Annotated in this window: 20 protein-coding genes; 9 read left to right on the top strand and 11 right to left on the bottom strand. The window is 64.4% G+C overall.

Translation table 11 applies throughout. From position 1 onward, the window contains the following. Positions 1 to 6: 6 nt before the first annotated feature. Entirely contained in the window at positions 7 to 1,224 is a 1,218-nt protein-coding gene (gene coxB, locus GJ695_RS14500; RefSeq protein ID WP_154365850.1) for a cytochrome c oxidase subunit II, read from the bottom strand. Between the two features lie 283 nt (positions 1,225 to 1,507). Beyond that, positions 1,508 to 2,431 (bottom strand): methyltransferase domain-containing protein, encoded by a 924-nt coding sequence (locus GJ695_RS14495; protein WP_154365848.1) that lies wholly within the window; start codon positions 2,429 to 2,431, stop codon positions 1,508 to 1,510. Between the two features lie 96 nt (positions 2,432 to 2,527). On the opposite strand from GJ695_RS14495, the gene GJ695_RS14490 reads away from it, so the two are divergent. Together GJ695_RS14490 and trmL are read left to right on the top strand one after the other, a co-directional pair. Continuing rightward, positions 2,528 to 3,478 (top strand): ComF family protein, encoded by a 951-nt coding sequence (locus tag GJ695_RS14490; protein ID WP_154365846.1) that lies wholly within the window; start codon positions 2,528 to 2,530, stop codon positions 3,476 to 3,478. Between the two features lie 24 nt (positions 3,479 to 3,502). Beyond that, the gene (gene trmL / locus GJ695_RS14485) at positions 3,503 to 3,973 is read left to right on the top strand and encodes a tRNA (uridine(34)/cytosine(34)/5-carboxymethylaminomethyluridine(34)-2'-O)-methyltransferase TrmL (protein WP_154365844.1); all 471 of its coding nucleotides are present in this window, start codon (positions 3,503 to 3,505) and stop codon (positions 3,971 to 3,973) included. Here the strand turns inward: trmL and GJ695_RS14480 are convergent. Both GJ695_RS14480 and GJ695_RS14475 read right to left on the bottom strand, forming a co-directional pair. Further along, positions 3,955 to 4,902, bottom strand: a complete 948-nt coding sequence (locus GJ695_RS14480) for a DMT family transporter (protein ID WP_154365842.1) — start codon at positions 4,900 to 4,902, stop codon at positions 3,955 to 3,957. The two genes, trmL and GJ695_RS14480, sit on opposite strands and share 19 nt — an antisense overlap. 60 nt (positions 4,903 to 4,962) lie before the next feature. After that, entirely contained in the window at positions 4,963 to 5,709 is a 747-nt protein-coding gene (locus GJ695_RS14475) for a helix-turn-helix domain-containing protein (protein ID WP_154365840.1), read from the bottom strand. Positions 5,710 to 5,878: 169 nt separating this feature from the next. Here GJ695_RS14475 and GJ695_RS30120 point away from each other — a divergent pair, with 169 nt between their 5' ends. Both GJ695_RS30120 and GJ695_RS14465 read left to right on the top strand, forming a co-directional pair. Next, positions 5,879 to 6,694, top strand: coding sequence for a phage tail protein (locus tag GJ695_RS30120; protein ID WP_229260529.1), 816 nt, complete (start codon positions 5,879 to 5,881; stop codon positions 6,692 to 6,694). 9 nt (positions 6,695 to 6,703) lie between these two features. After that, positions 6,704 to 7,111, top strand: a complete 408-nt coding sequence (locus tag GJ695_RS14465; RefSeq protein WP_166455221.1) for a phage tail protein — start codon at positions 6,704 to 6,706, stop codon at positions 7,109 to 7,111. Here GJ695_RS14465 and GJ695_RS14460 read toward each other — a convergent pair. From GJ695_RS14460 to GJ695_RS14445, 4 genes are read right to left on the bottom strand one after another with little or no spacing between them, the layout of a single operon-like run. Continuing rightward, a complete protein-coding gene (locus GJ695_RS14460) occupies positions 7,108 to 8,196 on the bottom strand; it encodes a helix-turn-helix domain-containing protein (RefSeq protein WP_154365838.1) in 1,089 nt (362 codons plus the stop codon). The genes GJ695_RS14465 and GJ695_RS14460 overlap by 4 nt on opposite strands. Continuing rightward, the gene (locus tag GJ695_RS14455) at positions 8,193 to 8,483 is read right to left on the bottom strand and encodes a hypothetical protein (RefSeq protein WP_154365836.1); all 291 of its coding nucleotides are present in this window, start codon (positions 8,481 to 8,483) and stop codon (positions 8,193 to 8,195) included. Before GJ695_RS14455 ends, GJ695_RS14460 begins: the two co-directional genes overlap by 4 nt. Further along, complete coding sequence (gene rfaE2, locus GJ695_RS14450) at positions 8,480 to 8,962, bottom strand: D-glycero-beta-D-manno-heptose 1-phosphate adenylyltransferase (RefSeq protein WP_154365833.1); 483 nt, start codon at positions 8,960 to 8,962, stop codon at positions 8,480 to 8,482. The genes GJ695_RS14455 and rfaE2 overlap by 4 nt, the downstream gene beginning before the upstream one ends. Before the next feature lie 10 nt (positions 8,963 to 8,972). After that, on the bottom strand, positions 8,973 to 10,151 hold the full coding sequence (locus GJ695_RS14445) for a PilT/PilU family type 4a pilus ATPase (protein WP_154365831.1): 1,179 nt from the start codon (positions 10,149 to 10,151) through the stop codon (positions 8,973 to 8,975). 109 nt (positions 10,152 to 10,260) lie between these two features. Here GJ695_RS14445 and GJ695_RS14440 point away from each other — a divergent pair, with 109 nt between their 5' ends. The 3 genes from GJ695_RS14440 (at position 10,261) to GJ695_RS14430 (ending at position 12,543) form a co-directional block, all read left to right on the top strand. Then, positions 10,261 to 11,196, top strand: coding sequence for a hydrogen peroxide-inducible genes activator (locus tag GJ695_RS14440; RefSeq protein WP_154365830.1), 936 nt, complete (start codon positions 10,261 to 10,263; stop codon positions 11,194 to 11,196). 55 nt (positions 11,197 to 11,251) lie between these two features. After that, positions 11,252 to 12,106: a 4-hydroxybenzoate octaprenyltransferase gene (gene ubiA, locus GJ695_RS14435; protein ID WP_154365828.1), complete on the top strand. Its 855-nt coding sequence runs from the start codon at positions 11,252 to 11,254 to the stop codon at positions 12,104 to 12,106. Positions 12,107 to 12,195: 89 nt separating this feature from the next. Further along, positions 12,196 to 12,543: an ElaB/YgaM/YqjD family protein gene (locus GJ695_RS14430; protein ID WP_154365826.1), complete on the top strand. Its 348-nt coding sequence runs from the start codon at positions 12,196 to 12,198 to the stop codon at positions 12,541 to 12,543. Here GJ695_RS14430 and GJ695_RS14425 read toward each other — a convergent pair. Beyond that, positions 12,527 to 13,504, bottom strand: coding sequence for an alpha/beta fold hydrolase (locus GJ695_RS14425; protein ID WP_154365824.1), 978 nt, complete (start codon positions 13,502 to 13,504; stop codon positions 12,527 to 12,529). The two genes, GJ695_RS14430 and GJ695_RS14425, sit on opposite strands and share 17 nt — an antisense overlap. A gap of 80 nt (positions 13,505 to 13,584) precedes the next feature. On the opposite strand from GJ695_RS14425, the gene GJ695_RS14420 reads away from it, so the two are divergent. Further along, on the top strand, positions 13,585 to 14,001 hold the full coding sequence (locus GJ695_RS14420; protein ID WP_154356615.1) for an Rrf2 family transcriptional regulator: 417 nt from the start codon (positions 13,585 to 13,587) through the stop codon (positions 13,999 to 14,001). A 10-nt stretch (positions 14,002 to 14,011) separates the two neighbouring features. Here GJ695_RS14420 and proC read toward each other — a convergent pair whose 3' ends face one another. Together proC and GJ695_RS14410 are read right to left on the bottom strand one after the other, a co-directional pair. Further along, positions 14,012 to 14,836, bottom strand: coding sequence for a pyrroline-5-carboxylate reductase (proC, locus tag GJ695_RS14415; RefSeq protein ID WP_154365822.1), 825 nt, complete (start codon positions 14,834 to 14,836; stop codon positions 14,012 to 14,014). Positions 14,837 to 14,839: 3 nt separating this feature from the next. Beyond that, a complete protein-coding gene (locus GJ695_RS14410) occupies positions 14,840 to 15,544 on the bottom strand; it encodes a YggS family pyridoxal phosphate-dependent enzyme (protein WP_154365820.1) in 705 nt (234 codons plus the stop codon). 59 nt (positions 15,545 to 15,603) lie between these two features. Here GJ695_RS14410 and GJ695_RS14405 point away from each other — a divergent pair, with 59 nt between their 5' ends. Continuing rightward, the gene (locus GJ695_RS14405; protein ID WP_154356618.1) at positions 15,604 to 16,647 is read left to right on the top strand and encodes a type IV pilus twitching motility protein PilT; all 1,044 of its coding nucleotides are present in this window, start codon (positions 15,604 to 15,606) and stop codon (positions 16,645 to 16,647) included. The last annotated feature ends 96 nt before the right edge of the window (positions 16,648 to 16,743 follow it).

The following is a 16,743-nucleotide window of genomic DNA, read 5'->3' as shown; positions in this document are numbered from 1 at the left end:
TCCTGATTACTTACGTGCAGCCACAACTTCGGCTGGTTGAACGATGTTTTCCTCAGCCTTGTTCGTCCAGCTATTGCGGGTGTAAGTAATGACAGCCGCGATATCCGTATCCGACAATTGCTTCCAAGAAGGCATTTCGACGGGATATTTCCCGCTCTTCTTACCGTGCAACAGCACGTTGATTTGTTCGGCTTTCGGGCCGGTGACCACCGGCGAACCATCCAGCGCCGGGTAGGTGGCCGGCATGCCGCGGCCGTTGGCCTGGTGGCAGACCACGCAGTTGGTGCTGTAGACTTTTTCGCCCTTGGTTTTCAGCTCGTCGATGGTCCAGGTTTTGGTTGGATCGTCGGCCAGCGCGGCCATTTCCTTTTTCTTGCCATCGACCCAGACTTTATAGTCGGCGTCCGACACCACGCGCACCACGATCGGCATGAAGGCGTGCTCCTTGCCGCACAGTTCCGAGCAGTAGCCACGGAAGGTGCCGGTGTGCTCGGCCTTGAACCAGGTGTCGCGCACGAAGCCGGGAATCGCATCCTGCTTGACGGCGAAGGCCGGGATCGACCACGAGTGGATGACGTCGTTGGCGGTGGTGATCAGGCGGATCTTGCGGTGCACCGGCACCACCACTTCGTTGTCGACTTCCATCAGGTAGTTGTCGCCGCGTTTCTCGGTCGGCTCGAAGCCCGGCGCGCCCACTTGCGCGCGCGGCGTCGACAGGTTGGACAGGAAGGAAATGCCCTCGCCCTCGCCTTTCAGGTAGTCGTAGCCCCACTTCCACTGCATGCCGGTGACCTTGATGGTGATGTCGGCGTTGGAGGTGTCCTTCATGCCGACCACGGTGCGGGTGGCGGGCAGCGCCATGCCGATCACGATCAGGAACGGCACGATGGTCCAGGCCACTTCGACCGCGGTCGATTCGTGGAAGGTGGCCGGCTTGTGGCCCAGCGACTTGCGGTGCTTGAAGATCGAATAGAACATCACGCCGAACACAGCGAAGAAGATGACTAGGCAGACGCCCATCATCCAGTTGTGCAGGCTGTAGACTTCGGTGGCGATTTGGGTGGCGGGAGGCTGCAATGTCATTTCGCCGACGACGGGGCCGCCGGTGCCGCCCGTCGCGGCGTTGTAGGTACCTGTTGCGGTGTCAGCTGCCCACGCTGGCACACCGGCTGCCAGCATGGCCAGCCCGAGCATCAACGCTTGAAGTCGCTTCACATATGTCATGTTTTCCCCAACTGCCCAAGAAATTAAAATAATTTTTTTAACGTCTTTCCGGCTGATCGGTAAACTGAACCGGCGACGCTCCTTAAACAACAGCGCATCGTGAGATGCGCACTTCTGCTTAATGCAACTGCTCGTTCGTGCTCGATGTAACCTGTGTTTGCCAGGGTGGCAAAGTTAGTGATTGATTATATAGAACAAAAACGTAGCACATCAAGCAATAAACTATCTCGCGGGCTGATTGTTGCCAAGCAGCTTTACGCCGCATGGCAACATACAATCCGCCTCAGCCCGGCTTACGCGGCGGATCGAAACGAATAATCGCTTCGCCTTTGGAAGTCACCTTCGGCGCCGGGCGGAAGGCGTGACCGTAGATAACTTCGAAGGTCAGGCCCAGTTTGCCGTCGGCGCGGCGACCGCGCTCCAGGGTGCCCAGCATGCGTTGCCAGGCCTGCTTGCCCATCATGCTGCGACGCAATGTGGTGAGCGGATTGCCGCCCAGCGCGCGCACGTCAGCCAACAACGCTTGTGGCGTGTCGTAGGTCACGGTGATAGTTTCCATGTCCAGCACCGGGGTCGAAAACCCCACTTCGACCAGTTGATCGCCGAAATCGTGCATGTCGACGAAAGGCAGCACGTGCGGCGCCAGGTCGGCTTCGGCAAAGGCGGTGCGCAGTTCGCGCAGCGAATCCGGGCCGAAGCAGGAAAACATCAACAGACTGTTCACGCGCAGCACGCGGCGCCACTCGGCAAACACGCGGTCCGGCTGCGGATGCCAATGCAGCGCCAGGTTGGACCAGACCAGGTCCAGCGAGTTCGGTCCCAGCGGCAACTCGGAAAAATCGCCGCACACCAGGTCGAGGCCGCTCTTTGACGGCAACAGCTTGCTCAGTAGCTGGTTCAGCGAGGATTGCCGGGCGGCCGGGCCTTGCGCGGCGCGCAGCATCGCTTCGGAAGCGTCCAGCCCGAGAATCTGGGCGGCGGGATATGACTTTTGCAACAAAGGCAGATCGGCGCCGGTGCCGGAGCCGGCGTCCAAAACGCGCGAAGGCGCTATTTTAATCAATTCCAGCCGATCAAACATGCGCGAAGATACTTCTCGGCGCAGAAAATCGGCCGGCGCGATACGTTCCGGACGGGAAAACAGACGGCGCACGCGCTCCAGATCGATCGGCGCGCTCAGTTTGGGGGGATTGGCGGGGACTTGCATGATGATAGGTCGTTGTAATGCGATAATGTCGGCAGTGTACATGGTTGAACGCTATCGCGACGGCGCCCGGTCAGGTTTTCGACGGCGGAGCATGGCATGAATGACAAGAAACGGCCGGCGCGGCAGCGCGACGGCGACGGGATCGCGAGGTGGGCAGCGCAGCACGCGGCCGCGCCGGAGCCATTGCCTGACCGCGCGCCACGACGCGATGACAACGGACGACCGCGCAGCTACCACGCGCCGTTCAGCGCGCTACTGCGGCGCTGGGGCGGAACACTGCTGCACCACCTGCTGCCGGGCGCCTGCGCCCTGTGCGGCGGCGACAGCGACGACGCCCTGTGTCCCGGCTGCGCCGCGCAATTTTTCGGCCCCGCCGCCGCCATCGCCCGCTGCCAGGTCTGCGCCAATCCGCTAAACGGCCACGCGCTCCCGGCCCGCCATCCCACCGATGCCGAGCGGCCAAGCCCGCCGGCCACGCGGCCAGAAGAGGCTGCCGGCGTGGCGCTGCTATGCGGCGTCTGTCAAGCGCACCTGCCGGCCTTCGACCGCACCCTGGTCGCTGCCGATTACGCCATGCCGGTGGACCAGCTGGTGTTGCAACTGAAATTCGGCCACCGCCTGGCGCTGGCCCCATTGTGCGCCCGCCTGCTGCGCGACAGCGTGCTGTCCCAGCCGGACTTCACGCTGCCCGCCCTGCTTTGCCCGGTGCCGCTGGGACCGCGCAGGCTGGCCGAACGCGGCTACAATCAGGCCCTGGAAATCGCCCGGCCGCTGGCAAGCAGCCTGGGCATCGCCCTGCACGCGCAACTGGCCGTCCGCCTGCGCGAGACAGCCGCCCAGAGCAGCGTCGCGCCCGATCGCCGCCAGCAGAACATCGCCGGCGCCTTCGCCGTGCCGGACGCCGCCCTGGTGGCAGGCCGCCACATCGGTGTCGTTGACGACGTCATGACCAGCGGCCGCACGCTGAACGAACTGGCGGCCACATTGAAACGCCACGGCGCCGCGCGCGTGAGCAACCTCGTGTTCGCCCGCACGCCGCCGCACTGAAGATTGAAGAAGAAAGAGGAAAGCATGTTCCACGTCGTCCTGGTCCACCCAGAAATTCCGCCGAACACCGGCAACGTCATCCGCCTGTGCGCCAACACCGGCGCCCAGCTGCACCTGATCGAGCCGCTGGGCTTCCCGCTGGAAGACTCCAAGCTCAAGCGCGCCGGCCTCGACTACCACGAGTACGCCCGCATGAAAGTGCACAAGGACTGGGCCGCCTTCCTGGCCGACGTGCAGCCGGACACCAGCCGCATGTTCGCCATGACCACGCACGGCAGCTCGCCGTTCGCGCAAGCCAGCTTCCAGCCCGGCGACGTGTTCGTGTTCGGCTCGGAGACGGCCGGCCTGCCGGTGGCACTGCGCGAAAGCTTCCCGACCGCCCAGCGTATCCGCCTGCCGATGCGCCCGGACAACCGCAGCATGAACTTGTCCAACACTGTCGCCGTGGTGGTGTTCGAGGCCTGGCGCCAGAACGGCTACGCCGGCGGCGCCTGAAGCTGCCCCACCGGCGGCCGGGCATGCAGCCACACCGAACCGGCCACGCCGGCGATCAGCAGCACGATCGCCGCCAGCTCCAGCGGACGCGGCGCCTGATGCTGGTACAGAAAACCGTACAGCAAACCGAACAAGGTTTCAAACAGCAGCAGCTGGCCCGACAAGGTCACCGGCACGCGCCGGCTGGCCAGATTCCATAACTGGTTGCCGATCACCGACGCGCCCAAGGCGACGATGGTCACCACGCTCCAGAAACGCAGCCAGTCGCGCGGCACGCCACCACCGGCCCAGCCGCAGCCATACGCCACCACGCCCAGCGCCAGCGCCACCACACCGGTGCTGATGCCGTACAGGCCCGCCCACTCTGCGCCACTGAAGCGCGGATTACTTTTCAGGAAGCGCGCATTGTCGACCGCGAACCAGGTCCAGCACAGCAAAGCGCCGAACGCACACAGCATCCCCAGCGCCACCATCGGCCACGACTGCGCCGCCCGCTGCGCATGCGTGAACACATCCACATTGATGCAGGCGATGCCGGCCACCACCAGCGCCAGCGGCCACGCCAGCTGACGTAGCGGCAAGGCGCCATGATCGCGCCGCCCCAGCAAGGTCACGCTCAACGGCAGCAGGCCGATCACCAGCGACGCCGCTGCCACGCCCGCCAGCTGCACGCCGGTCGACAGCAACAGGTAGTAGACGATGTTCCCCGCCAGCGCATGCCGCAGCAGCACCAGGCAATCCGCACGCGTGACCCGGCGCAACAGCCCGTTCAGGCGCGGCAGCAACAGCAGCAAGGTAATCAGCCCATAGGCCAGGTAGCGCCCCAGCGCCAGCTCCATCGGCGAAAATTCCGCCAGCCAGCGCGGCATCACAAAAATCATGCCCCAGAAGGCTCCGGCCGCAAGGCCGCACACAACGCCATACCACATATGCAATCTCCTTTTCGAGACGCATTGTGGCGGCGCGCGATCAGCAAGGATTGTCTGAGGCTAGCGGATTTTTGTCTGGTTCTGCTTACGGTAGGCCAGCGGCGTGATGTCCATGTCGCGGCGCATGGCGTGCGTCAGCGCGCTCTGGTCGGCGTAACCGGCCAGCGTCGCCAGCTGCGCGATCGGCAGCGACGATTCCACCAACTGACGGCAGACGAAGCGCAGGCGCATCGCGTTCAGCCAGGCTTGCGGCGTGGTGTCCAGCTCTTCGCGGAACACGCGGTGCAGATTGCTCACGCTCATGCAGGCCAGCCTGGCCATGCTGTCGGTGGTCCACGGCTGGCCAGGCGCCGCCTCGAAGCGCGTCAACGCCGCTTGCAGGCGCGAGGCTGGACGTACCGGCTGACAGGTCAGCGCTTCCAGCAGCAAGGGCGTCCAGTTGGCCAGCACGCCGGCGCTGGCCGCGCCCTGCGCATGCATCACGCCCATGAAGTCGATCAGCTTGCCGGCGGCGGCGCCGATCGGCGCATACGGCCGTTCGGCCAGGCGGCCCGCTGTTTCTTGCGGCACGCCGGCCAGGTCGAAATCCAGGATCAGCGACTGGTTCGGCTCGCGCGAGAACTGTGTGTGCACCAGTCCCGGCGCGATGAAGGCGGCGCGCAGCGGATGCACCACGTCGCCGGCGCCGTTGATGTCCAGCGTCAGCTTGCCCTTGAGCGGCAACACCATCTGGGCGAAGTCGTGCGCGTCCGAGAACGGAGCGGCGTAACTGCGCACATCGATTTCAGTGAGGGTCAGGGCTGGCATGCTGTCAGTGTAATACAGTTCCCACGCGATTTTAGCGCCTGCGCCAAAGACGGATAGCCACCCTGTCTCACTTTGATTGAAATACAACCTTATCCAGAAAAAATCTTTTCCTGCATTGACGCAACAATGTCGTCTACCTAATCTGCCGGGGTAATCAACGGAGAGCAGCATGACCACACCCTATATTGGCCAGATTATCATGACCGGTTTCGGCTTCACGCCGAGGGACTTCGCTCCCTGCAACGGCCAGTTTCTGTCCATCCAAAAATATCCGGAACTGTTCGATGTCATCGGCACACGCTATGGCGGCGACGGCGTGCACGATTTCGCCGTGCCCAACCTGCAGGGCGCGACGCCGGTCGGCGCCGGCCCCTCTGCCGATCCAGCCTGGACGCCCGCTCCGTATGCGCTCAACGACAGCGGCGGCGCCGAGGTCGTGATGCTGCAGCCCGGCCTCACGCACGTCGCGCAGGCAGCGGCGTCGAATGACGCCCTCATCGCCACCGGCAGCAATGCCGGCCGCCCGAACATGCAGCCCTTTCGCGTGCTCAACTTCTGCATCGCGTTGCGCGGCGTGAATCCCACGCCGATGATCGGCGAAATCCGCATGCTGGCGTTCTCCCGCGCGCCGCAAGGCTGGCTGCCGTGCGACGGCGGCATCTACAGGATCGCGGATCACGACGAACTGTTTATGGCCATCGGCGCTACCTATGGCGGCGACGGCGCCTCAACCTTTGGCGTGCCGGACCTGCGCGGTCAGGTGCCCGTCCACCAGGGACTGGGCCGCAGCACCGGCGCCAGGCGCCGCCTGGTCGGCGAAGGCGGCGGCAAGGAAACGGTGGCGCTGGAAGTAAGCCATCTGCCGGCGGCCATGCCTGCGCTCGGCCGCACCCTCGCCGCCGTGCACGACAACATGATGCCGACGCTGACGGCCTCGTATTGCATCGCCACGCATGGCGCCTTCCCAACCCGCTCGCTGTGCTAGGAGCGTATTGTGAGCAGCCCATTTATCGGTGAAATCCAGATTTTCGGTTTCGGTTTCGCTCCGCCCGGCTGGGCCATGTGCGACGGCAGCCTGGTGGCTGTCAAGGACCATCCCGGCCTGTTCTCCCTGATCGGCGTCACCTACGGCGGCGACAGCGACGGCAAGTTCCGCCTGCCCAACCTGGCCGGCCGCGCTGTCTGCGGCCACGGTGCCGGCAACGGCCTGACGCCGCGCCAGCCCGGCGACAGCTTCGGTACCAACAACGCCTGCCTGCAAGCGGGACCGGCGCCGGCCGAGACCGCTGGCGACTCGGCGATACCGGCGGTCCAGATTGGCGACCTGCCGCATGAAAACCGCCAGCCCTTCGTGGCGCTCAATTTCTATATCGCGCTGCGCGGCGACATGCCGCTGTTCTAGAAGGTGGCGCCAGCCAGGCCAAGGTCGCGCAGCAGCGACTGCATGCGGAAATCCTGCGGCGTCATGCCATAGACACGCCGGAAGGCGCGGATGAAATCGGACGGGCTGCTGAAACACAGCCCGTAGGCGATCTGCGTCACCGCCACCCGGGGCGCGCGCACCAGCTCATTGGCGGCCTCGCGCAAGCGGCAATGGCGGATATAGGCGCCCAGACCACCTTCAGCTTCAAACATGCGGTACAGCGTCGGGCGCGGCACGGAAAACTGCTGGAGGACGGTTTCAGGCGTCAGCGTTTCCTCGCCGAGATTGGCCTGGATGTAGCGCTGCACCTGGCTGCGCAGCGCCGCATTGGCCGCCGCGCGCGCGCCTGCCGAAAGCCGCGCCTGTTTGCCGAAGGCGGCGATAATCAGTTGCGCGCAGGTGCGGATCGCCATTGCCGCCTCGGCATCGGACAGCTGCGGCAGTTGATGACACAGCGTCGCCACCTGGCCGAGGATCAGCCGTCCCAACGGCGTGGTGTAGCCCACCACGCGGCCATGGATGGCCGGCGCGTCGGCAATCTCCGCCTCCACCATGGCGCGCGGCACGAAGAACGCCAGCACGCGCGCGCGGCTGGGACGCATCATCTGCATCGGCTGCCCCATGTCCAGCGCCAGGATGCCGGGCGTGAACTGATCGACCCTGCGCTGCTGCGGGCCGGCCACGGTTTCAACCATGCCTTCCACCGCCACATGGAAAACATAGTCGCGCACGGCGTCGCGCGAGATACGCGCATTGGTACGCCGCTGGCACACCGGATCGGTGCGGCTGTCGAGAAACACCAGATCCTTGAACACATAGGTATCCAGCTCGCCAAAGAAGCCTCTGGCCATTTGGCCGCGCGTCACCGGCACCTCCAGGATGCGGCCGACATAATCGCTCCAGGCCGGCGCTTGCAGCGAACGTAACTCGCCGGCCACGGTGAAATGCTGGCGCAGCATCTGCGGCGCCGCATTGGTCGCCATGCCGCCGTCATCCGGCAGGGCATAGCGCTGATCGCGCGCGGCGATGCGCTGTGAAACAGTCTCGGTATAACCGGCGCTCATGCCCGCCAGCGCCGCACGCAGCGCGCCAGGAACAGCAGGAAGGCGCCGCACACGCCCACGCACAGCGTGATGCCGGCCAGTATCGCGGCCGGCTGGCGATAGCCGAAGGCGTCGGCGCCAAACGCCAGCGCCACCGTCGCCAGCAGCTGCGCCGGATACAGGTAGCGCAGCGAACCAAAAGCGCGCGCGTCGCCGCGCCGCCAGTAGCGCAGCGCCAGCGCAAAGGCCGGGCCCCACAACACGCCGAGGAACACCAGCGTGGCGAAGGCGATCAGCAGCAGCCTCATGACTGGTGGGCGCGCACTTTGGTCAGCAGCTTGGTGGTCGAGCGGTCATGCTCGAAGTCGATGGCGATCGCCTGGCCGCCGTAGGCCAGCACCGCCTTACCTTCCGGGATCGCATCCATCTGGTAATCGCCGCCCTTGGCGTAGATTTCGGGCCGCGCCTGCTGCACCACTTCCAGCGCCGTGTCCTCGTCGAAGTCCACCACCAGGCTGACCGATTCCAGCGCCGCCAGCACCGCCATGCGGTCGCCGCAGTTGTTCAGCGGCCGGTCGTCGCCCTTGCCGAGACGTTTGACGGAAGCGTCGGTATTGGCCGCCACCACCAGCGAGGCGCCCAGCGCGCGCGCCTGCGCCAGGTAGGTGACGTGGCCGCGGTGCAGGATGTCGAATACGCCGTTGGTCAGCACCACTGGCTTGGGCAGCGCGGCGACGCGCGCCGCCAGTTGTTCGCGGGTGCAGATCTTGTCTTCAAATTGAGGCATGAGGTCTTTCTTACTTTTCAGGTTCGTCTTGCGGTTTTTCTTCTTCGATGCTCAGCGCGCCGAAGGCGCCGCCGCCCTCGCCCGGTTCGGCGCGGCCGCCGTGCAGCTTGATCTGCAGGCGCAGGCCGTTGGCCGAGTCGGCGTTGCGCAGCGCCTCTTCGTAGGCGATGTAGCCCTTATTATAAAGTTCGTACAGCGCCTGGTCGAAGGTGCACATGCCCAGCTCGCGCGACTTGTGCATGATTTCCTTGATCGCCTGGAAATTGCCCTTGAAGATCATCTCGGCAATGGTCGGCGTGTTGAGCAGGATTTCGATGGCGGCCTTGCGGCCCCTGCCGTCCTCGGTGCGGATCAGCCGCTGCGAGACGATGGCGCGCAGGTTGGACGACAGGTCCATCAGCAACTGGTTGCGGCGCTCCTCCGGGAAGAAGTTGATGATGCGGTCCATGGTCTGGTTGGCGTTGTTGGCGTGCAGCGTGCCCAGGCACAGGTGGCCGGTCTCGGCAAACGCGATCGCATGCTCCATGGTTTCGGTGTCGCGGATCTCGCCGATCAGGATCACGTCCGGCGCCTGGCGCAGCGTGTTCTTCAGCGCGTTGTGCCAGGACAGCGTATCGACGCCCACCTCGCGGTGCGTCACCAGGCAGCCCTTGTTCTTGTGCACGTACTCGACCGGATCTTCGACCGTGATGATGTGGCCGGCCGAGTTGGTGTTGCGGTAATCGATCATCGCCGCCAGCGTGGTCGATTTGCCGGAACCGGTGCCGCCCACCACCAGCACCAGGCCGCGCTTGGTCATGATGATGTCCTTCAGCACCTCCGGCAGTTCCAGCTTTTCCAGCGACGGAATCTCGGAGGCGATGGTGCGGATCACCATGCCGACGTTCTGCTGCTGCACAAACACGTTGACGCGGAAGCGGCACACCTCGGGCAGCGAGATGGCAAAGTTGCATTCCAGTTCAGCCTCGAACTCGCGCTGCTGCTTGTCGTTCATGATCGACAGGGCCAATGCGCGCGTGACACTGCCGCTGAGCTTCTGCTGGCTCATGGCTTTCATCGCGCCCTGCGCCTTCATGCTCGGCGGGAAATCGGCGGCGATGAACAAGTCCGAACCGCCGGTATGGTGCATCACCTTGAGCAGCTTGTGCAGGTAGGCTTGCGCTTCTTCGGGACCAAATGTGGAAGACATATACCGCCTTTCGAAATTACGCTGCATTATATCGACAGCATTCCGCTACAATAGCTCAACTTGGCGTTCATTTATTGCATCCCAGCATCGCCTGTGTTCAAATAACTTCATGACACTGACCGAACTGAAATACATTGTCGCTGTTGCAAGAGCGAAGCACTTCGGACATGCGGCCGAGGCCTGTTACGTCGCCCAGCCGACGTTGTCGGTCGCCATCAAAAAACTCGAAGACGAATTGGGCGTGGTCCTGTTTGAACGGGGCGGCGCCGAAATCTCCGTCACGCCGCTGGGCGCGCAGATCGTCGCCCAGGCCGAGCGCGTGCTCGAACAAACCGCCGCCATCAAGGAACTCGCCAAGCAGAACAAGGACCCGCTGGCCGGGCCGCTGCGCCTGGGCGTGATCTACACCATCGGCCCCTACCTGCTGCCGCCGCTGGTCAAAGGCATGATCGACAAGGTGCCGCAGATGCCCTTGATCCTGCAGGAGAACTTCACCGTCAAGCTGCTGGAAATGCTGCGCCAGGGTGAACTGGACGCCGCCATCATGGCGCTGCCGCTGCCGGAACATGGTATGGCCATGCAAGTCTTGTATGACGAACCGTTCGTGGTCGCCATGCCGACGCTGCACCCGTGGACCAAGCGCAAGAGCATTCCCGCCGACGACCTGAAAACCGAGAACATGCTGCTGCTTGGTAACGGACACTGCTTCCGCGACCAGGTACTGGAAGTATGTCCCGAGATGGCGCGCTTCTCGGCGCCGGGCAACGGCATGCAGCGCACCTTCGAAGGCTCGTCACTGGAAACCATCCGTCACATGGTGGCCAGCGGCATCGGCCTGACCGTGCTGCCGCGCGCCTCGGTGCCGGACATGGACACCAAGGAAGGCATGCTGCAGTTCCGCCCGTTCGACGAACCGGCGCCGTCGCGCCGCGTGGTCATCGTGTGGCGCAAAAGCTTCACCCGCAAGGCCGCCATCGACGCCGTGTGCGACGTGGTGGCGTCGTGCAACCTGCCCGGCATCACCACTCTCTGCGCCGACGAATGACAATGGGTCACAGGATTTGCGATAATGACCGCTTTCCTGTTACCCGAAGTCGCATATGACCAAGCTGGCGCTCTACCTTCGTCTGATCCGGATGGACAAACCCATCGGCACCGTGCTGCTGCTGTGGCCGACGCTGTATGCGATGTGGATGGCGTCCGGCGGCGTGCCGGACTGGAAACTGTTGGTTATCTTCACGCTCGGCACCTTCCTGATGCGCTCGGCCGGCTGCGCCATCAACGACTACGCCGACCAGGACATCGACAAATTCGTCAAGCGCACCGCGCAGCGCCCGATCACCAGCGGCCGCGTCAGCGGCAAGGAAGCGGTGGCGATTGCCGTCGTGCTGACGCTGATCGCCTTCTGCCTGATCCTGCCGCTGAACGCGCTGACCAAACAGATGTCGGTGGCGGCGGTGATTCTGGCCGGCACCTATCCCTATTTCAAGCGCTTCTTCGCCATTCCGCAGGCCTACCTCGGCATCGCCTTCGGCTTCGGCATTCCGATGGCGTTCGCGGCGATCCAGAACCAGGTGCCGCCGGTGGCCTGGCTGCTGCTGGTCGGCAACGTCTTCTGGACCCTGGCCTACGACACCGAATATGCCATGGTCGACCGTGACGACGACCTGAAGATCGGCATCAAGACCTCGGCCATCACCTTTGGCCGCTACGACGTCGCCATCATCATGTTCTGCTACGCCATGCACCTGGCGATCCTGCTGGTGTGCGGCTGGCAGATGGGCCTGCGCCTGTGGTTTGTTGCCGGGCTGGCGGTGGCGGCCGGCATGGCCTGCTACCACTACACGCTGATCCGCAACCGCGAGCGCGATCCGTGCTTCTACGCTTTCCGCCACAACAACTGGCTGGGTGGCGTGGTGTTTGCCGGCGTGGCGCTGGACTACGCGCTGCGCTAAGTCCAATTGAGCGGGCGCAAAGTGGTGACATCGCCGATACTTACACTGGTCATCCCTTCCCACCAGTGAATACAGACGAGGTCAACACCATGGATCAAAGCAAACAGAACAGCGATATCGCCGACAGCCAGAGCGCCAGCAGCAACGCCCGCGAGCGCCTGATGGGCGAGCTGAACCACACCATCAACGAAGCGGAAAAATGGCTGGCCGACAGCGCCGGCGAAGTCAGCGCGGTCGCCTCCGAAGCGCGCACCCGCTTCGACGACACGCTGCGCACCGCCAAGAGCGACCTGCGCAAGCTGGAAGACAGCATCATCGCCCACAGCCGCGAAGCGGCCGACACCGTCAACGTCTACGTGCAGGACAATCCATGGCGCGCCGTCGGCATCGGCGCCGCCATCGGCCTGGTCATCGGCACGCTCATTTCGCGCCGATAGTTTTTGCCTCGACGCTGTTGGCGAACGCCACCAGCGCCGCATTCACCAGCGCTGGCTGTTCCTGCTGTATCCAGTGGCCGCAATCGGCGACCAGTTCGCTGCGCACCAGGCCAGGCGCCAGTTGGGGCATCGCGTCGATGATGTCGCGCATGCCCGGCATCTGCAGGCCGGGATCGCGTTCGCCAGCCATGAACAGCGCCGGTACGGCTAGCTGCATGCCGCTCAACGCCGCCTGCAATTCCCAGTTGCGATCCAGATTGCGATAGTAGTTCAGCGCGCCGCCGAAACCACTGCGCGCATAGGCATCCACATAGACCTGCAAGTCCGCCTCGCTGAGCCAGTCCGGCAGCGCAACGGACGGCAGCGGCGCCAACATGCCTGACTGGCGCGCGACCATGCTGAACGGATTAACTGCGCCGTCGGCCGATGCGGCCAGCAACAGCTTGCCGAGCGTCCCGCGCACATCGCGCTCCAGTTCGGCCTGCGGCCCGTCCTGCTGCTGCAGATACAAGGTATAAAACAGCGCCTGCTCATTCTGCGGAAACAGCTGCGACGGCGGCATCGGCGCACGGCCCATCAACGGCACGCCAAACGCCGCCACCGCGTGGAAACGATCCGGCCGCAACAGCGCCGCCTGCCATGCCACCGTCGCGCCCCAGTCGTTACCCACGATGATGGCGCGCTCGATTTCCAGCGCATCCAGCAAGCCGACCATGTCGCCGACCAGATGCCACACCGAGTATTGACCGGCGCCGGCAGGCCGGTCCGTTTGGCCATAGCCGCGCATGTCAGGAGCGATCGCGCGAAAGCCAGCGTCAGCCAACGCCGGCAACTGGTGACGCCACGCATACCAGGTTTCGAGAAAACCATGGCAGAACAAGACTGCAGGGCCGCTGCCCTGCTCGGCGACATGCATCTGGATGCCGTTTGCCGCGATCAAACGATGTTGTAGGGCACTCATATCGATCCTCATGCGTAACAATGAGTGTTACGATACACGCTTGAGCGCACTTGCGCAACATATAGAGTTACACGATAACAATGAAGAAAGACAGCAAACTAGGCCGCATGCTGCATGTGCTGATCCACATGTCACTGCGCGGCGGCCGCGCCACCTCCGACACGATCGCGCAGATGCTGGACACCAATCCGGTGGTGGTGAGGCGCACGATGGCGGGCCTGAAGGCACGCGGCTATGTGGCGTCGGAAGGCGGACACGGCGGCGGCTGGCAGATACTGCGGCCACTGGCCGACCTGACCGTGCTCGATATTTACAGCGCGCTGGACGAGCCGGAGCTATTCGCCATCGCCTGCGCGCAGGATCATCCGGGCTGCCCTGTCGAACAGGCCAGCAACACCGCATTGCGCGGCGTGATGGAAGAAGCGGAAGCGACGATGCGAACGCGCATGGCGTCGATCACGCTGGCGGACATCGCCAGCGAAGTCGTAACGGAATAACCGCGGCGCCTTAGCCGGCGGCGCCCAGCTCGTCGCCGAGTTCCTTGCCGCGCGCGGCGGCGGCCTTCATGGCGGTGACGATGGCGGCCTTGACGTCGCTGCCTTGCATGCTGGTCAGCGCGGCGTAGGTGGTGCCGCCTTTCGAGGTGACGCGCTCGCGCAGCAGCGCTACCGGTTCGCTCGACTGTTGCGCCAGCTGGGCCGCGCCGGTGAAGGTGGCCAGCGTCAGTTGCTTGCCCTGCTCCGCGCTCAAGCCCATTTCCTCGGCCGCCTGCTGCATCGCTTCAATGAAGTAGAACACATAGGCCGGGCCGCTGCCGGAGACCGCCGTCACCGCGTCGATCTTGCTTTCGTCGTCCAGCCACACGGTCGGACCGACGGCGCGTAGGATGTCGTCGGCAGCCTTGGTCTGCCCGGCGCTGACGCCGGCCATCGCCACCATGCCGGTGATGCCCATGCCGATCAGCGCCGGCGTGTTCGGCATGCAGCGCACGATGGCGCCGTAGCCGCCCAGCCAGCGCGACAGGTCGGCGCTGCGGATGCCGGCCGCGATCGAGACGATCAGCGGCTGCTTCGCCTTGTCGATAAACGGCAGCACCTGCGCCGCCACCTCGCGCATGCTTTGCGGCTTGACCGCCAGCACGATGACGTCAGCGGCGGACAGCGCCGCATCGGCCGCCGCCGAGGTGGTCACGCCGTACTGCTTGTGCAGCCGCGCCAGCGCCTCGGCGTTCGGGTCGGCCACGTGGATGTTGGCGCCGTCGGTCAGTTTGTTGGCCAGTCCCGCGATCAGGGCCGCCGCCATATTGCCGCCGCCGATAAATGCTATCTTCATGTCTCAAGCCTTGTCATAGTTGCGCGCGCCGAAGATGGCGCTGCCGACGCGCACGATGGTGGCGCCTTCGACAATCGCCGCCCGCATGTCGGCCGACATGCCCATCGACAGCGTATCGAGCGCCAGCCCGTCCGCGCGCAGTTGTTCATATAAGGTCCGCAGCTGCGCGAAGGCCGCGCGCTGCTGGTCGAAATCGTCGGCCGGCTCGGGGATCGCCATCAGGCCGCGCAGGGTCAGGTTGGGCAGCGCCGCGACCTTGTGGGCCAGCGCCGCCAGTTCATTCGGGGCGACGCCGCTCTTGCTGGCTTCGCCGCTGATGTTCACTTGCAGGCAGATCTGCAGCGGCGCCATGCCGGCCGGCCGCTGCTCGGACAGCCGCTGCGCGATCTTTTCGCGCTCGACCGTGTGCACCCAGGCGAAGTGCTCCGCGATGGGGCGCGTCTTGTTGCTCTGGATCGGGCCGATGAAATGCCACTCCAGCGCCGGCGCCCCGGCCTCCTGCACGGCGCGGATCTTGTCCAGGCCCTCCTGCAGATAGTTCTCGCCAAACGCGCGCTGGCCGGCCGCCACCGCCTCCAGCACCGCCTCCGGGCCGAAGGTCTTGGACACCGCCAGCAGCTGCACCGACGCCGGCTGCCTGCCTGATTCTTGGGCAGCGGCAACAATTGTGGTGGTGATGGCTTGCAAGTTCTGGCGGATCGGGGACATAATCATCGAGTAAAAAGCGTTAAATTGGCCACATCAACGTCTGGGCACAGGGATTATAAATGGACATCTCCGAACTTCTCGCATTCTCCGTCAAGAACAAGGCTTCGGACTTGCACCTGTCGGCCGGGCTGCCGCCGATGATACGGGTGCACGGCGACGTGCGCCGCATCAACCTGCCGCCGCTGGAGCACAAGGACGTGCACGGCATGATCTATGACATCATGAACGACGGCCAGCGCAAGGCGTATGAAGAGATGCTGGAGGTCGACTTCTCGTTCGCGATTCCCGGCCTGGCGCGCTTCCGCGTCAATGCCTACAACCAGGAACGGGGCGCCTCGGCGGTGCTGCGGACGATTCCGTCCAAGATCCTGAGCCTGGAAGAACTGAACGCGCCGAAGATCTTCGCCGAGTTCGCGCTCAAGCCGCGCGGCCTGGTGCTGGTGACCGGCCCGACCGGCTCCGGCAAGTCGACCACGCTGGCGGCCATGGTCAACCACCTCAACGAAAACGAGTACGGCCACATCCTGACGATCGAGGACCCGATCGAGTTCGTCCACGAATCCAAGAAATGCCTGATCAACCAGCGCGAAGTGGGACCGCACACGCTGTCGTTCAACAACGCGCTGCGCTCGGCCCTGCGCGAAGATCCGGACTGCATCCTGGTCGGCGAGCTGCGCGACCTGGAAACCATCCGCCTGGCCTTGTCGGCGGCGGAGACCGGCCACCTGGTGTTCGGCACGCTGCACACCTCGTCGGCGGCCAAGACCATCGACCGTATCGTCGACGTGTTCCCGGCCGATGAAAAGGAAATGGTGCGGGCCATGCTGTCGGAATCGCTGCAGGCCGTGATTTCGCAGACGCTGCTGAAAACCAAGGACGGCGCCGGCCGCGTGGCTGCGCACGAAATCATGGTGGCGACGCCGGCCATCCGCAACTTGATCCGCGAAGCCAAAGTGGCGCAGATGTATTCGGCGATCCAGACCGGCAGCGGCGTCGGCATGCAGACGCTGGACCAGAACCTCACCGACCTGGTCCGCCGCAACATCATCAGCGCCGCCGCCGCCCGCAACGCCGCCAAGTCGCCCGACAATTTCCCCGGTTAAACTCCGGGGTCAGGTCCCTCATTTCTACACGGTCTCTGCTGTAGCCGTGGCTACAGCAGAGACCGTGTAGAAATGAGGGACCTGACCCCGTCTTGA

This window comes from Duganella alba, assembly GCF_009674495.1.
Taxonomy (GTDB): domain Bacteria; phylum Pseudomonadota; class Gammaproteobacteria; order Burkholderiales; family Burkholderiaceae_D; genus Rugamonas; species Rugamonas alba.
The sequence above is the reverse complement of the archived record's forward strand: the minus strand, read 5'-3'. Positions and strand labels throughout refer to the sequence as shown.

Excerpts from the sequence above, each read along its gene's own strand:
- GJ695_RS14455 (WP_154365836.1), bottom strand. The coding sequence starts at position 8,483 with ATGAGGCTGCTGCTGATCGCCTTCGCCACGCTGGTGTTCCTCGGCGTG.
- ubiA (WP_154365828.1), top strand. The coding sequence starts at position 11,252 with ATGACCAAGCTGGCGCTCTACCTTCGTCTGATCCGGATGGACAAACCC.
- GJ695_RS14430 (WP_154365826.1), top strand. The coding sequence starts at position 12,196 with ATGGATCAAAGCAAACAGAACAGCGATATCGCCGACAGCCAGAGCGCC.
- GJ695_RS14420 (WP_154356615.1), top strand. The coding sequence starts at position 13,585 with ATGAAGAAAGACAGCAAACTAGGCCGCATGCTGCATGTGCTGATCCAC.
- trmL (WP_154365844.1), top strand. The coding sequence starts at position 3,503 with ATGTTCCACGTCGTCCTGGTCCACCCAGAAATTCCGCCGAACACCGGC.
- GJ695_RS14440 (WP_154365830.1), top strand. The coding sequence starts at position 10,261 with ATGACACTGACCGAACTGAAATACATTGTCGCTGTTGCAAGAGCGAAG.
- GJ695_RS14410 (WP_154365820.1), bottom strand. The coding sequence starts at position 15,544 with ATGTCCCCGATCCGCCAGAACTTGCAAGCCATCACCACCACAATTGTT.
- GJ695_RS14425 (WP_154365824.1), bottom strand. The coding sequence starts at position 13,504 with ATGAGTGCCCTACAACATCGTTTGATCGCGGCAAACGGCATCCAGATG.
- GJ695_RS14405 (WP_154356618.1), top strand. The coding sequence starts at position 15,604 with ATGGACATCTCCGAACTTCTCGCATTCTCCGTCAAGAACAAGGCTTCG.
- GJ695_RS14490 (WP_154365846.1), top strand. The coding sequence starts at position 2,528 with ATGAATGACAAGAAACGGCCGGCGCGGCAGCGCGACGGCGACGGGATC.
- coxB (WP_154365850.1), bottom strand. The coding sequence starts at position 1,224 with ATGACATATGTGAAGCGACTTCAAGCGTTGATGCTCGGGCTGGCCATG.
- GJ695_RS14445 (WP_154365831.1), bottom strand. The coding sequence starts at position 10,151 with ATGTCTTCCACATTTGGTCCCGAAGAAGCGCAAGCCTACCTGCACAAG.
- GJ695_RS14480 (WP_154365842.1), bottom strand. The coding sequence starts at position 4,902 with ATGTGGTATGGCGTTGTGTGCGGCCTTGCGGCCGGAGCCTTCTGGGGC.
- proC (WP_154365822.1), bottom strand. The coding sequence starts at position 14,836 with ATGAAGATAGCATTTATCGGCGGCGGCAATATGGCGGCGGCCCTGATC.
- GJ695_RS14475 (WP_154365840.1), bottom strand. The coding sequence starts at position 5,709 with ATGCCAGCCCTGACCCTCACTGAAATCGATGTGCGCAGTTACGCCGCT.
- rfaE2 (WP_154365833.1), bottom strand. The coding sequence starts at position 8,962 with ATGCCTCAATTTGAAGACAAGATCTGCACCCGCGAACAACTGGCGGCG.
- GJ695_RS14495 (WP_154365848.1), bottom strand. The coding sequence starts at position 2,431 with ATGCAAGTCCCCGCCAATCCCCCCAAACTGAGCGCGCCGATCGATCTG.
- GJ695_RS30120 (WP_229260529.1), top strand. The coding sequence starts at position 5,879 with ATGACCACACCCTATATTGGCCAGATTATCATGACCGGTTTCGGCTTC.
- GJ695_RS14460 (WP_154365838.1), bottom strand. The coding sequence starts at position 8,196 with ATGAGCGCCGGTTATACCGAGACTGTTTCACAGCGCATCGCCGCGCGC.